The 13,988-nt window shown below is 74.2% G+C and carries 11 protein-coding genes; 7 read left to right on the forward strand and 4 right to left on the reverse strand.

Translation table 11 applies throughout. The annotated features are described in order from the left end of the window. Positions 1–111 precede the first annotated feature (111 nt). The 3 genes from ACZ6W9_RS08060 to ACZ6W9_RS08070 all read left to right on the forward strand — a co-directional run bounded on the left by ACZ6W9_RS08060 (position 112) and on the right by ACZ6W9_RS08070 (position 2,798). The gene (locus ACZ6W9_RS08060) at positions 112–615 is read left to right on the forward strand and encodes a hypothetical protein (protein WP_470116941.1); all 504 of its coding nucleotides are present in this window, start codon (positions 112–114) and stop codon (positions 613–615) included. Positions 616–783: 168 nt separating this feature from the next. Further along, a complete protein-coding gene (locus tag ACZ6W9_RS08065; RefSeq protein ID WP_389960994.1) occupies positions 784–1,191 on the forward strand; it encodes a DUF485 domain-containing protein in 408 nt (135 codons plus the stop codon). Beyond that, positions 1,188–2,798, forward strand: a complete 1,611-nt coding sequence (locus tag ACZ6W9_RS08070; RefSeq protein WP_389960996.1) for a solute symporter family protein — start codon at positions 1,188–1,190, stop codon at positions 2,796–2,798. Before ACZ6W9_RS08065 ends, ACZ6W9_RS08070 begins: the two co-directional genes overlap by 4 nt. An 87-nt stretch (positions 2,799–2,885) precedes the next feature. On the opposite strand, the gene ACZ6W9_RS08075 is transcribed toward ACZ6W9_RS08070, so the two are convergent. Beyond that, complete coding sequence (locus ACZ6W9_RS08075; RefSeq protein WP_389960998.1) at positions 2,886–3,809, reverse strand: aldo/keto reductase; 924 nt, start codon at positions 3,807–3,809, stop codon at positions 2,886–2,888. A 114-nt stretch (positions 3,810–3,923) separates the two neighbouring features. On the opposite strand from ACZ6W9_RS08075, the gene ACZ6W9_RS08080 reads away from it, so the two are divergent. Then, entirely contained in the window at positions 3,924–4,595 is a 672-nt protein-coding gene (locus ACZ6W9_RS08080) for a TetR/AcrR family transcriptional regulator (protein WP_389961000.1), read from the forward strand. A gap of 6 nt (positions 4,596–4,601) precedes the next feature. Here the strand turns inward: ACZ6W9_RS08080 and ACZ6W9_RS08085 are convergent, their stop codons facing one another. The 3 genes from ACZ6W9_RS08085 to polX form a co-directional block, all read right to left on the reverse strand. Continuing rightward, positions 4,602–6,314: a wax ester/triacylglycerol synthase family O-acyltransferase gene (locus ACZ6W9_RS08085; protein WP_470116942.1), complete on the reverse strand. Its 1,713-nt coding sequence runs from the start codon at positions 6,312–6,314 to the stop codon at positions 4,602–4,604. A 275-nt stretch (positions 6,315–6,589) separates the two neighbouring features. Then, positions 6,590–7,729 carry a sulfite oxidase gene (locus tag ACZ6W9_RS08090; RefSeq protein ID WP_389961004.1) on the reverse strand — a complete coding sequence of 380 codons (1,140 nt, stop codon included), beginning with the start codon at positions 7,727–7,729 and terminating at the stop codon, positions 6,590–6,592. 206 nt (positions 7,730–7,935) lie between these two features. After that, complete coding sequence (gene polX, locus ACZ6W9_RS08095) at positions 7,936–9,618, reverse strand: DNA polymerase/3'-5' exonuclease PolX (RefSeq protein WP_389961006.1); 1,683 nt, start codon at positions 9,616–9,618, stop codon at positions 7,936–7,938. Between the two features lie 444 nt (positions 9,619–10,062). On the opposite strand from polX, the gene ACZ6W9_RS08100 reads away from it, so the two are divergent. The 3 genes from ACZ6W9_RS08100 to ACZ6W9_RS08110 all read left to right on the forward strand — a co-directional run. Then, positions 10,063–11,196 carry a YcaO-like family protein gene (locus ACZ6W9_RS08100; RefSeq protein WP_470116943.1) on the forward strand — a complete coding sequence of 378 codons (1,134 nt, stop codon included), beginning with the start codon at positions 10,063–10,065 and terminating at the stop codon, positions 11,194–11,196. A gap of 8 nt (positions 11,197–11,204) precedes the next feature. After that, positions 11,205–12,500, forward strand: a complete 1,296-nt coding sequence (locus tag ACZ6W9_RS08105) for a hypothetical protein (protein WP_470116944.1) — start codon at positions 11,205–11,207, stop codon at positions 12,498–12,500. Further along, positions 12,497–13,988 (forward strand): JmjC domain-containing protein (locus ACZ6W9_RS08110; RefSeq protein ID WP_470116945.1); only part of this gene is annotated, 1,492 nt, incomplete at its 3' end. The genes ACZ6W9_RS08105 and ACZ6W9_RS08110, both read left to right, overlap by 4 nt.

The raw sequence follows: 13,988 nt of genomic DNA on the forward strand, positions 1-13,988 counted from the left end.
GGAGGGACCTTATGAGGTGATCGCCGGTTCGGAAGACATTATGCCCAAGTTTCCGGACATATACCCCCTCGGGGTTCCGGCGGGAGGCCGATCCGGCCGCACAGTGGAGCCATGAACGACACCGCATCCCCCGCCCGTCCCTCCTGGGGCCGCTTCGCCCGCCACTACGCCGAGATGGTCGTCGCCATGTTCGCCGGGATGCTCCTCCTCGGACTGGCGCTGGACGCCGCCGGGCTGGGCCTGTCCCACGACGAGCATCCCGAGGGGGCGTACCTGATGATGGCGGTGAACATGTCCGTCGGCATGGCCGTGTGGATGCGCTACCGCGGCCACGGCTGGGCGAGCACCCTGGAGATGTGCGCCGCCATGTTCGTGCCGGTGGCGCCGCTCTTCCCGCTGCTGTGGGCCGGCGTCATCGGCGCCGGGACCATGATGACGGCGGCGCACGTGGCGATGTTCCCCCTCATGCTCGCCGCGATGCTGTGGCGCCGTGACGAGTACACCGGCTGCCACGCCCCCGCCGGAACCGCCGTCCCCGCCTCCGCCGAGGCCGTCGCCGTCTCCGCCCCTGCCGTCCCCGCGGCCCCCGCCGGCTCCACCGCCACGGCCGATTGAGGGTACGGCGGACCGTTCGGCGCAGGGATCGCACCGTTCATCGCGGGCCGTGACCGGTTGAACGCCGTCCGGCGGCGGCTGGGCGAAGAGTCCGCCGCCGGGTCTCCTCGCCGGAGAACCCCTCCTCCTACGTTGTCGGTGACCCAGATCACATGCGTGGGAGGTCCGGTGACCACCAGACAACATGATTCATCCCTATATGAACAGATCCAGAGTGAGGAGCGGTTCCAGGAGCTGAAGCGGCGCTTCCGGGCGTGGGTGTTCCCGATGACCGCGGTGTTCCTGGTGTGGTACCTGCTGTACGTCGTGTTGTCGGCCTGGGCGCGCGGTTTCATGGGCACGAAGGTCCTCGGCAACATCAACGTGGCGCTGATCTTCGGCCTGCTGCAGTTCGTCTCGACGTTCCTCATCGCCTGGGCCTACTCCCGGCACGCCGCCGCGAAGCTCGACCCCCTGGCCGACGAGATCCGCCACGAGGCGGAGGGCGGGACCGGCGCGGCCGGGACCGGAGTGACCGCCGCGGCCGGGGCCGAGGCGAAGGACGGCGGGACCGACGTGAGGGGCGGCGCCGAATGAGCCACCAGACGCTTTCCACGATCCTGTTCCTGCTCTTCGTCGCGATCACGCTGGGCATCACCTTCCGGGCCAGCCGCAGCACCAAGGACGCCGCGGGCTTCTACGCCGGCAACCGGTCCTTCAGCGGCGCGCAGAACGGCCTGGCGATCGGCGGCGACTACATGTCGGCCGCGAGCTTCCTGGGCATCGCCGGCACCATCGCGCTGTCGGGCTACGACGGCTTCCTGTACTCGATCGGCTTCCTGGTCGCCTGGCTGGTGGCGCTGCTGCTGGTCGCCGAGCTGATGCGCAACTCCGGCAAGTTCACCATGGCCGACGTGCTGGCCTTCCGGATGAGCCCGCGCCCGGTGCGCACCGCGGCGGGCGTCTCCACCATCGTGGTGTCGATCTTCTACCTGCTGGCCCAGATGGTCGGCGCGGGCGCACTGGTCGGCCTGCTGCTCGGCGTCACCTCCCCGGCGGGCAAGGCGCTCACCATCGTCGCCGTGGGCCTGCTGATGATCGTCTACGTGGTCGTCGGCGGCATGAAGGGCACCACCTGGGTGCAGATCGTCAAGGCCGTGCTGCTCATGGGCGGCGCGACCCTGATCACCCTGCTGGTGCTCGGCAAGTACGGTTTCAACCTCTCCGGCCTGCTCGGCGACGCCGCCGCGCAGAGCGGCAAGGGCGAGGCGTTCCTCAACCCGGGCGGCAAGTACGGCACCGAGGCCCAGGGCCTGGCCGGCAAGCTCGACCTGATCAGCCTGGGCCTGGCGCTGGTGCTGGGCACCGCCGGCCTGCCGCACATCCTGATCCGCTTCTACACCGTCCCCACCGCCAAGGAGGCCCGCAAGTCGGTGCTGTGGGGCATCGGCATCATCGGCGTCTTCTACCTGCTGACCCTCGTGCTGGGCTTCGGCGCGGCGGCGCTGGTCGGCGGCAAGGCCATCGCCGCGCAGGACAAGGCGGGCAACACCGCCGCGCCGATGCTCGCCGAGGCGATCGGCCGGGCCGTCTTCGGCGAGGTGGGCGGCACGATCCTGCTGGCGGTGATCGCCGCGGTCGCCTTCGCCACGATCCTGGCGGTCGTCGCCGGGCTGACGCTGGCCTCCTCCTCCAGCTTCGCCCACGACCTGTACGCCCACGTCTTCAAGCGCGGCCAGACCACCGACCGGGAGGAGATCGCGGTCGCCCGGATCGCCGCCTTCGTCATCGGCGCCGTCGCCATCGGCCTGGGCATCCTCGCCCAGAAGCAGAACGTGGCGTTCCTGGTGGCGCTGGCCTTCGCGGTCGCCGCCTCGGGCAACCTGCCGGCGATCCTCTACAGCCTGTTCTGGCGCCGGTTCAACACCTCCGGCGCGGTCTGGTCGATCTACGGCGGCCTGGCCTCGGCCCTGCTGCTGGTGATCTTCTCGCCGGTCGTGTCGGGCGCGGAGACCTCGCTGATCCCGGGCGCGGACTTCTCCTGGTTCCCGCTCAGCAACCCCGGCCTGGTCTCGATCCCGCTGGGCTTCCTGTTCGGCTACCTCGGGACCGTGCTCAGCAAGGAGCACAACGCCGCCAAGTACGCCGAGATCGAGGTCCGCTCGCTCACCGGCGTCGGCGCGGAGAAGGCCGTCCAGCACTGACCGCGCCGCGGGGCCCGGCGGGTCCCGCGGCATCGGGGAAGGGGTCCCGCGGAGTCCGGAACAGGACTCCGCGGGACCCCTTCCCCGTCAGCGGGACGCCTCGTCCAGCAGCTTCAGGTCGCCGTCGGTCAGCTCCAGCTCGGCGACGGCCAGCAGCGGCCTGAGCTGCTCGACGTTGCGGGCGCTGGCGATGGGCGCGGCCACCGTGGGCTGGGCGGCCAGCCAGGCGAGCGCGACGGTGGCCGGGACCGCGTCGTGGGCGGCGGCCACCTCGTCCAGCGCGGCGAGCGCCCGGCGGCCCCGCTCCTCCTCCAGGTAGCGGCCGGCGGCGCCGGCGCGGGGGCTGTCCACCTCGACCCCGGGCCGGTACTTGCCGGTCAGGAAGCCGCGGGCCAGACCGTGGTACGGCGTGCTGGTCAGCCCCCGGTCCGCCACCACGTCGCGCAACGCACCCTCGTAGCCGCGCTCCACCAGGTTGTAGGGCTGCTGCAGCACCCCGTAGCGGGGCAGGCCCTCGCGCCCGGAGACGTCCAGGGCCTCGGCCAGCCGTTCGGGGCCGTAGTTGGACGCGCCGATGTTGCGGATCTTGCCCTCGCCGATCAGCTCGCCGAACGTGCCGAGCGTCTCCTCCAGCGGGGTGTCGGCGTCATCGACGTGCGCCCAGTACAGGTCGATGTAGTCGGTCCGCAGCCTGCGCAGGGAGTCCTCGACGGCCGACCGGATGTTCCTCTCCGACAGACCGGGACGGCCGCTCAGCATGCCGACCTTGGTGGCCAGCACGATCCGGTCGCGGTTGCCGCGGGCGCTGAGCCACTCGCCGATGATGGTCTCCGACTCCCCGCCGGCGTGTCCGGGGACCCACTCGGAGTACACGTCGGCGGTGTCGATGAAGTTGCCGCCCGCCTCGGCGTAGGCGTCCAGGACGGCGAAGGAGTCCTCGCGGTCGGCGGTCCAGCCGAAGACGTTGCCGCCCAGGCAGAGCGGGAAGAGGTTGAGTTCGGAAAAGCTCATGCGGCTCACTGTATTTCCTCCCGGCCGGAGCACCGCGCCGCGCGGTGCCGGCCGTACGGTGATCTCCCTCCGGCGGCATGGAAATCCGGCCGGGCCCGTAGTTATGGTCGGCCTGTGAGCGGCTTCAGGCAGCGGCGGGGCGGGCCGGGACGTGAACGTGACCGCGCCGGCTCCGGCGGGCGGCCCGGACGCGAACGTGACGGCGGCGATCCCGGTGGGCGGCCCGGACCCGGGCGTGACGGCGGCGATCCCGGCGCGCGCACCCGCATCCTCGACGCCGCCGAGACGCTGTTCGCCGGCGGCGGCTACGAGGCGACCTCGACGGCGGAGATCGCCCGGGTGGCCGACGTGCCCAAGGGCCTGGTCTTCCACTACTTCCCCAGGAAGATCGACGTGCTGGTCACGCTGGTCGACGAGCGCACGCTCGTGGAGGAGGCCCCCGAGGTGGAGGCCGTCCCCGGTGACGCCGCGGGGACGCTCTCGAAGCTGGCCCGGCGGCTGCCGCTGCGCGCCTCCCCGGCGATGCGCCGCATCCTGTTCCGCGAGGCCGACACGCACGGGTCGGTCCGCGAGCGGCTGGGCCGCCTGAACGGCGAGATCATCCTCCGGGCCCGGTTCGCCCTGGAACTGGCGCTGCCGACCCCGCGAGGAGACGCCGCCCGGCTGGAGGTCGCCGCCGTCACCTTCGCCGCGGTGCTCCTCTACCAGGAGAACCTCTGCCAGCTCACCGGGCACACCATCGACCCCGACGCGGTCGCCGAGCTGATCGCCCACGCCCTGGGCTGATCCGGCTCAGGCCAGGGCCGGCTCCGGCACCGAGACCTCCGGCGCCGCGACCTCCGGCACCGTGACGGTGATCGGCGGAGCGGCAGGGACCGTGACCGGAGCCGGGGCCGTCGGCACGACCGCCGCCGGGACCGCCGCCGGGTCCGGGACCGCCGTTGGGTCGGGGCCGGCCGCCGGGGCCGGGCCGGGAGCCGGGTCGGGGGCCGGGGTCTTGAACGGCGCGGCGGACGGGGCCGGGCGGACGTCCGCCGTCCCGGCCAGCTCGGTCAGCTCGTCCATCGCCTCCTGCAGGTGGCCCATGAGCCGCCAGACGTCCGCCACCCGGTCCGGGCAGGCCAGCACGCCGAAGCCGAGCGATCCGTCATAGGAGAAGCAGGTGATGTTGACCCCGCCGGTCATGTCGGTCAGCACCGACATCGGGTAGTAGCCCAGGACCCGGGCGCCGCACAGGTACAGCGGGAACTGCGGCCCCGGCACGTTGGAGACGATCAGGTTGATCGGCGGCAGCACGATCGAGGCCAGCCGGAAGACAGCCGGGGTCGCCATGGCCGTGACCGGGGCGGGCAGCACCGCCGACAGCTCGTCCAGCCAGGTGGCGGGCGCGGCCGCGAAGCGCCGCTTGGCCCGGCGCATCGCCTCCCCGGTGACCCGCAGCCGCTCCAGGGGGCAGGCGACGTCGGTCGCCAGCGGGGCGATCATCGCCGAGAGCCGGTTGCCGACCCCGGCCGCGGAGTCGTCGTGGGAACCGTCGCGGGCGCCGGCCGTACGGACCGCGACCGGGACCGCGGTGACCAGCGGATCCGCGGGCAGCGCGTCACGCTCACGCAACCAGGAACGCAGCGCCGAGGCGCACAGCGTCATGACCACGTCGTTGACGCTCAGCTCGAAGGTCCGGGCGACCCTCTTGACCTCGGCGAGCGGCAGCGCGCCGTAGGAGAAGCGCCGCCGGGCGCTGATCGGGCCGTTGAACGGGGTGGGCGGGGCGACCAGGGGCGGCATCTCCGGCAGCGCGGAGTCGCCGCCGGTGATCATCCGGGCCGCGGCGGCCACCGTCCGGGCCGCGGGCAGCGCCCCGAGCAGTGGGATCGCGTCGAGGTCGGCCGCCAGCCGGCCCAGGGAGCGCAGCGCCCTGGCGGGGTGGGAGACCGACCTGGCCACGGCCACGGCCAGCATCTCCGCCGGGTCGGGGGCGGGCGGCGGCGGGTCCGGAGGCTCGGGCGCGGGGACGGGACGGATCTCGGAGGTGAGGTCCAGCAGGCAGGCCAGGATCTCCACGCCCGACATCCCGTCGACCGCGCAGTGGTGGACCTTGGTGTACAGGGCGGCGCGGCCGCCGCTCAGGCCCTGGATGAGATGCATCTCCCACAGCGGGCGCGACCGGTCGAGGCGGCGCTCGTGGATGCGGGCGATCTCGTCGGCCAGCTGGGACTCGTCGCCGGGCAGCGGCAGCACGACCTCGTGGACGTGGTCGGCGACGTCGAGGCCGGCGGCCTCCGTCCAGTACGGCCGGTCGAGGCCGAACGGCACCTCGGCCAGCCGCAGCCGCAGCGCCGGGAGCAGGTGCAGCCGCTCACGCAGCAGCCCGATGACGTCCTCGCGGGTCACGGCGCCGCCGGGGGAGCGGGAGGCGTCCAGGATCGCGACCCCGGCGAGGTGGGCCCCGGTGGTCGCCGACTCGGCGTGCAGGAACTGCGCGTCCAGCGCGGACAGCTGTCGCATCGGTCGGCCCTTCTCGCGGGAAACGGACGGTGGAAGAACAGGTGCGGCCATCATCGCTCCGGTTCGTTTCCCCCTCGTTTCCCCTGTGCGACGCCAGGCGTCCTTTCCGGATTCGATCCGGCGGACCGACCATGGATTCCGGCGGCTTGTCTTGCCTGATCAGCTAATACCTCCGCGCTCCAAGGGAAATGTCCCACGTCCTTTTGAACGGGTAAGAACTGCGTACGGGAATTCCATGTGATCGCTTCCCGCTGGAAATCACCGGCGTTTCTCGCTCAGGTGTTCACCACGGTCACCGGGTGCCGGGCGACCGCGTCGAACATGTATCCGAACCGGTTGTGCGGGGTGCGGTCCGGCTGGACGGCCCCCGTCTCGTCGACGGCCCTGGCCATCAGCTCGTACGGTCCCGTGGCGCGGGGACACCAGGTGACGTGCCAGCGGACCCAGGCGGGGGCGAGGTGCGAGCCGTGCAGCTGGGCCGGTCGCCAGGTGGCGCCGCCGTCCAGGCTGACCTGTACCCCGGTGATCCGGCCGTTGCCCGACCATGAGCGGCCGCGCAGCACGTGCGGGTGCCCGGCGGCGAGCCTGGCCCCCCACGCCAGTTCGAAGGCGCTCCTGATGCCCTGCGTGCTCAGCGGCTCACCGCCTCCCGGCGGGTGGGACGCGCCGAACATCCGGTAGAACTCGGTGGTCCACGGCGAGCTCAGGGGGGAGGCGGAGACCTCGATGTCGCCGACCCACTTGATCGACGCCAGGCCGATCCAGCCGGGCACGACCAGCCGTACCGGGTGGCCGTGGTCGGGCGGCAGCGGGCGGCCGTTCATCTCGTAGGCGAGGATCACGTCGTCGAGGGCCTTGGCCACCGGGATCGGCCGGCGCACCCGCCCGAAGTCGACGCCCGCCTCGACGTAGTGCGGGTCGAGGCCGCGCGGCATGACGTCGACCGCGTCGGGGGTGACGCCCGCCAGCCGCAGCACCGTGGACAGCGGCACCCCGCGCCAGCGGGCCACGCCGGCGGCGCCGAGCCGCCAGGGGGTGCCGATGACCTCCTGGCCCTGCTGGGAGGCGAACAGGCTGCGGCCGTTGCCCGCGCACTCGATCATCACGTCCCGCGTCACCGCCGGCAGCGACAGCAGCTCGGCGTAGCCGAAGTCGCGGGGCGCGCGCAGGCCGGAGCCGTGCAGCCGCAGCCGCCAGGCGGCGGCGTCGATGATCGGGGTGGAGGTGTGGTTGCGTACGAAGAATCGTTCGGCGGGCACGTGGTAGCCGACGCCTCCCAGCGCCTCCCAGCGTGTCTCGGCGTTGGTGTCGTGTACGACGAACAGCTCCGGCGGCAGCGGCTTGACGATCCCGGAGCCGGCGTCCCCGCGGGTTCCATGGCGCTGTCCCGTCCCGCTCTCGGCCGTGTACGGCATGCTGCTCCCCTTCCCCGGTTACAGTTATTCCCTACCAGATAACCGCGTAATTGTGCAGGGGTTGTGACGGGCGTGTCACCTCCCGCCACCGTGTCGCCCCGGTGGCCGGGGTGACCGCCACCGTGGGGCGGCCCCCTGGCCGCGTCCCGGTCGCGAGGTGCGGCGGTTGGTTGCCGCCGACGCCTCGCAGCGACCTCCGGAGGCCGTCAGCGGCCCAGGAAGTCCAGCAGCCGCTCCAGCGGCCAGGTGTTGATCACATCCTCGGCGGTCAGCCAGCCCCGCTGGGCCACGCCGACCCCGAACCGCTGGCCCGCGAGCCCCGGAACGGAGTGGGCGTCGCTGTCGATGGAGAACCTCACTCCATGATGCCGCGCCCGCCGTACGAGGTCGGAGGGCAGGTCGGAGCGTTCGGAGGCGGAGTCGATCTCCATCGCGGTGCCGGTGCGCGCGGCGGCGCGGAACACCTCGTCCCAGTCGGCGTCCACCGGCGGGCGCCGGCCGATCCGGCGGGTGGTGGGATGACCGATGATGTGGACCTGCGGGTTCTCGCAGGCGGCGATGAACCGCCGCGTCATCTCCTCCCGTGACTGGGTGAAGTGGGAGTGCACGCTGGCCACGCACACGTCGAAGCCGGCCAGCACGTCCTCCGGCCAGTCCACGGACCCGTCGGGGCCGATGTTCAGCTCGGTGCCGTGCAGCAGCCGCATGTCCGGATACTCCGCCTGGAGGCGGCGCAGCCGCTCGCGCTGCTCCAGCGCCCGCTCCAGGGTCATCCGCTGCATCGCCAGGTCGGGGGCGTGGTCGGTGACGGCGTAGTAGGAGTAGCCGCGCGCGGCGGCGGCCGCCGTCATCTCCTCCAGGGTGGCGATGCCGTCGGTCAGGTCGGTGTGGGTGTGCAGGTCGCCCCGCAGGTCGGCGACGGTGACCAGGTCAGGCAGCTCCCCGGCGAGCGCCGCGTCGATCTCCCCGCCGTCCTCGCGCAGCGCCGGCGGGATCCACGGCATGCCGAGCGCCTCGTAGACGTCCTCCTCGCGCTCGGCGGCGATCACCCGGGCGCCGTCGAACAGGCCGTACTCCGACAGCTTCCAGCCCCGCTTCACCACCATCTCCCGCAGGTGCACGTTGTGCTCCTTGGAGCCGGTGAAGTACTGCATGGCCGCGCCCCACGAGGCGGCCGGGACCAGCCGCAGGTCCACCTGGACGCCCTGCGTGGTGCGGACCGAGGTCTTCTTCTCGCCGGAGGCGATGACCTCCGCGACGTACGGCATGCCGCGGAAGTCGTCCATCAGGCTCTCCGGGCCGACCGCCAGGATGTCGATGTCGCCGATGGTCTCCTTCATCCGGCGCAGCGACCCGGCGTAGGCGATCCGCTCGGCGCCGAGCGAGGCGATGATCTGCTCGGCGAGGTCCATGGCGGTGCCGATGTCCACCCGGGCGCCGGCCTGCTCCATCTGCTCCAGGCCGTGCAGCAGGTTGGCCTCGGTCTTGGCGCCGAAGCCCTTGACGCCCCGCAGCCGCCCCTGCCCGATCGCCTCGGCCAGGGCCTCGGGGGAGTCGATGCCCAGCTCCTGGAAGAGGAAGACGGCCTTCTTCGGCCCGAGCGAGGGGACGCGGGTGAGCCGCCTCACCCCCTCGGGGACCTTTCCCCGCAGGTCGTCGAGCTGACGGAAGCTGCCCCGGCTGAGGAACTCCTCGACCTTCTTGGCGATCGCCTCGCCCACCCCCGGCACCGAGCGCACGGCGGTGGTCGCGATGTCCTCGGGGAAGCCCGCGATCGCCTTGGCCGCCTTCTGGTAGCTGCGCACCCGGAAGGCGTCGCCGCCGGTCATCGCGAACAGCTCGGCGTACTCCTCCAGGGCGGCCGCGACGGCGTCGTTCACTCGTGCCATGGGCCCAGCTTAGGAGATCGCCCCGACATTCCCCGGGCGCCCGCCGCCGCCCGCCGCGGCGGATCGCGGCGGAAGCCCGCCGTGCCGGAGGGCGGCGCCCAGCACACCGGAAGGTGCACCCGGACGAGCCCGTGGATCACGATCGAAAGGAGTGAGAGAAGAGAAAGGAGGTGAACGGTATGGAGATCAACTGGGACCTCGGTCAGGTCGACGAGGAGGCGCAGGAGTTCGACGTCCTCGGCAACAAGTCGTACTGACGTGCCGCGCGACGAGACCGTCGCCGCCCCGCGACCGGGCGGCGCGTGATCCGAGGGCGCTGCGGGGCGGGTCGCCGATGCTGACGCCCCCGCGCCCGGACTCCGGGTGCGCCGGTTCGAGGTGACCCCGGAGTGTGCCGGACCGACGGAACCCCCGGGCGTGCCGGCTTGAGGGAGAGGGAGACCAATGGACCAGGGCGACGCCGCGCCGCGGCCCATCGTGCGCCCGCTGGTCGGCGGGATCCTGCACGTGGCCTGGACGGCCGACGACGCCGGCGTCAGCGGCGGAGCCTGCGACGCCGACCCCGGCCGGGCCGCCCGCCGGGCGGCGGGGGAGTACGCCCAGCACGTGAGCCACCTGTCGGCCTCCGGCGCGCTGCCGGTCCTGGCCGGCCCCGGCGACCGGCCCGTGATCGCACCGGCCGCGCACGCCGCCGCCGGCTCCCCGCCGACGTCCTGGGTGGCCGGCCACGGCATGCGCGACGGCACGGAGGTCGCCGTGCCCGCCCAGGCGGTCTTCCTCGGCTGGGACCCTCCGCCGCCGGAGACGCGCTGGTGCGTGCAGACGTCGGCCGGCACCGCCGCCGGTCCCGACCGGGAGCGGGCGCGCACGGCCGCGCTGCTGGAGGTGATCGAGCGGCACGTGCTGGAGCGCGGCTGGCGGACCGGGGACATCCTGTTCGAGGAGCTGGACCACCTGCACGACGCCGTGCTGCCGCCGGGCCTGACCGGAGCGCTGCGGGCGGGCGGCGTCGTCCTCCGCACGTTCCGCGTGGCGGGGCTGTCGCCCGACGTCGTGACCGCCTTCCTGCACCGCTCCGACGGGACCGCGCTGACCTGCGGCGCCGCCGCCCGGGGGGACACCGCGGACGCCGTACGGCACGCGGTCTACGAGGCGGTGGGAAACCGCCTCGCCCTCTCCGCCCCGAGACGCCCCGCGCGGCCGGGCACCCGTGATCGCGGCGAGGTTCCCGCCCAGCCGGGCACCCGGGACGGGAGCTCCGCGCGGCCGGGCGGCCGGGACGGGAGCCCCACGCGGCCGGGTGACCGGGACCGCGAAAGGGGCCTCGCCGCGGCCGCCGCCGGTCCGCGGCACCTGGACTTCGTGCGGCGGCGCACCTCAGGCGCCGGAGAACCCCGCACCGTCCCCGCCACGACGGCCCGCCTGCTGGAGACCGCCGAAGCCCTGTTCGGCCACCAGCCCGCCGAGGTGCGGCTGCCCTCGGTCGGGCCGTACGCGGTGCACCGCGTGGTGTGCCACGGCTCGGAGGTCCTCCAACCGCTCACCCCGCCCGCCGGTCTGGCCTGCCCGATCGCCTAGGAGGTCACGTGCCCGAGTTCGCCTACCACCGCGACGACTCCGTCTCCTTCGGGGAGCTCCGCTTCACCGGGCCGCGGGTGCTCGACACGGCCGGGCTCGCCCGGCGCTGGAGGGCCTGGATCGACCTGGGCGACGCCGACCCCGCCCCGCTGCGGTCGCGGCACGCCGTACACCTGGCGCGGATGCTCACCGGGGAGGCCGAGGAGGTGGCGCCCAACTGGTTCGCCACCGTGTCGGTGACCAGCTCCCGCTACCAGGTCGTGGCGCAGGCCAGGGCCGATGAGTACCGGTGCGAGCGGCCCGCCGGCCTGGCCGGCCGCCTGCGCACCCCCCGATGGCGGGCCCTGGTGGCCGCGCTGGAACGCTGGCCCGCGCTGCCGCCGGACCGCAGGGTCGTGGTGGTCGCGCTGCTCACCCAGCTCGGCTTCCACCGCCACGTCGTCAACCTCGTCGGCACCCTCACCGCCGCCGCCGACCCGCTGTCGCAGCAACTCGCCTACGAGGCGTCCCGGGCGGCCTACCAGCTCAACCGCGCCTCGCCCGTCCCGGGCCGGGTCTTCGGCTGGCTGGCGGAGAACGCCGCCCGGCCGGCCCTGCGCACGCTCGCCGCCCTGCAGCTGGTCTCGACCGGTTCCCGCGGCGGCGGCGACCGGACCGGGGCGGCCCGATGGCTGGACGCGGCGCGCCGGGCGGCCGACGGCCTGGACGCCGAACCGGACTGGCTGGCGCACCTGGTGACGAGCCGCTACCACCGCGCCGCCGCACTGCACGAGCTGTCCGGAGGCGACCGCGAGCCGGTGGTCGAGCACATGCGCCTGGCGCTGCGCCACGACGAGGACATGGCGCGGTGCGCGCCGGACCCCGTACAGGCCCACTACCGGGCGGAGAACCGGGGGCTGGTCCTGGAGGCCCATCTGAAGCTCGACACCCTCACCGGCGAGAGCAGCGCCCCCGCCGACGCCGTGGCGCAGCTGCGCGCCCTGGACCCGGTCGATCCCGAGCCGCTGTACGCCGTCGGCGCCTACCTCGCCGGGCGCGGCGACTGGGAGGGGGCCCGCGAGGCGTTCCGGCGGGCCGCCGGGTCGGGCACGCTGCGCGGGGCGATGGCCGCCGCCGCGGCGGCCGACTGCTCCGAGCGGCTGGGACGGCCCGGCGACGCCGAGGAGGACCGCCTGCTCTGCCTCGACCTCGACCCGGCCGCCCGCCTGCCCGTCCGCCCGAGTCCTGACGCCCGCGTGCCCGGCCGTCCGAACCCTGAAGCCCGCGTGCCCGTCCGCCCGAGCCCGGCAGGGGAGGGGCGATGACCGACACGCGCCGGCCCCCCGCCCCGGAGGAGACCGGAGCCGGTGAGCGGCTCGCCGATCGCGGCCCGGACCGCAGGCCCGCCGATCGCGGCGCGGAGCGGCCGGGAAGCGGCGGGTTGCTCACCGTCCGGCCGCTGGAGGCCCTGCCCGACCTGGACGGCCTGCGCCCCGGCGACCTCGAGCCGGGCGGGCGGCACGCCCTGGAGGAGATCATCACCTCCCTGCCCGTCACGGAGTTCCTCGGCCGGCACTGGGGACGCGACTGCCACCTCGATCCCGGCGACCCCGCCGACCCGGGGCGGTTCCACCGGCTGCTGCCCTGGCCGGAGCTCGACCGGCTGCTCGACGGGCACCGGGCGTGGCCGCTGCGGATGCAGGTGGCGCGGGGCAACGCCTCGCTGCCGCCGTCCTCCTACCTGGAGACGATCCCCGGCAGGGGCGTCGGCCGCGAACCGGCGATGCGGGTCTCCAGCGCCAAGCTGCACGCCCGGCTGCGCGAGGGCGCGACGCTGGTGTTCGGGTCGGTGGACGAGGCGGTGCCCGCGGTGCGGGAGCTGGCCGAGCGGCTCGAACACGACCTGCGCGCCGAGGTCTTCGTGAACCTCTACGCCTCCTGGGGGCAGGTGGGGGCGTTCGACCCGCACTGGGACGACCACGACGGCATCATTTTGCAGGTCTACGGGCGCAAGGAGTGGCGGCTGTACGGCGTCGGCCGTCCCGTGCCGCTGCCGGGCGACGGTCCCCTCAACGAGTGCCCGCCCCGGCCCCTGCGGGAGTTCGAGCTGACCGAGGGGCAGGCGCTGTACGTGCCGCGGGGTCACTGGCACGCGGTCCGGCCGGTCGGCGGCACCACCGTGCACCTGACGTTCGGCATCCGGCGGCCGGTGGTCCGCGACCTGCTGCGCTGGGCGGTCGACCGGCAGCTGAACGACCCGGACGCCCGGTTCGACCTGCCGCTCGGCGGATGGGACGACGAGCTCGCCGGCCGGCTGTCCCGGCTGCTCGGCGGGATCGGTGAGCTGCTCGGCGCCGACGGGTTCGGGCGGTACGTCGCCGAGCGGGACGGGCGGGCCGCGGCCCGCCCCCGCCACCTGCTGCCGCACGCGGTGACCGACCTGTCCGGCGGATGCCCGCCGGACGCCGTCGTCGTCCTGGCCGCCCCCCGCCCGGTGGCCCGCGGCGGGGACGGGCACCGGTTGACCCTGCTGTCGGGCGGCCTGCGCTACGACTTCGACGCCCGCTGCGAGCCGCTGCTGCGCCGCCTGCTCGGCCGCCGTCCCTGGCGGGCGGGCGACCTCGCCCGGGAGGCGGCCGCCGACGGCGGCCCGGACGCCGACGAGTGCCGGCGGCTGGTGGCCGAGCTCCTCGGGCACGGCCTGCTGCGGTTCGGCACCGCGCCCGCCGCGCCCGCCGCGCCCGCCGCGCCCGCCGCGCCCGCCGCGCCCGCCGCGCCCGCCGCGCCCGCCGCGCCCGCCGCGCCCGCCGCGG

The organism is Streptosporangium sp. NPDC053982 (assembly GCF_055585205.1).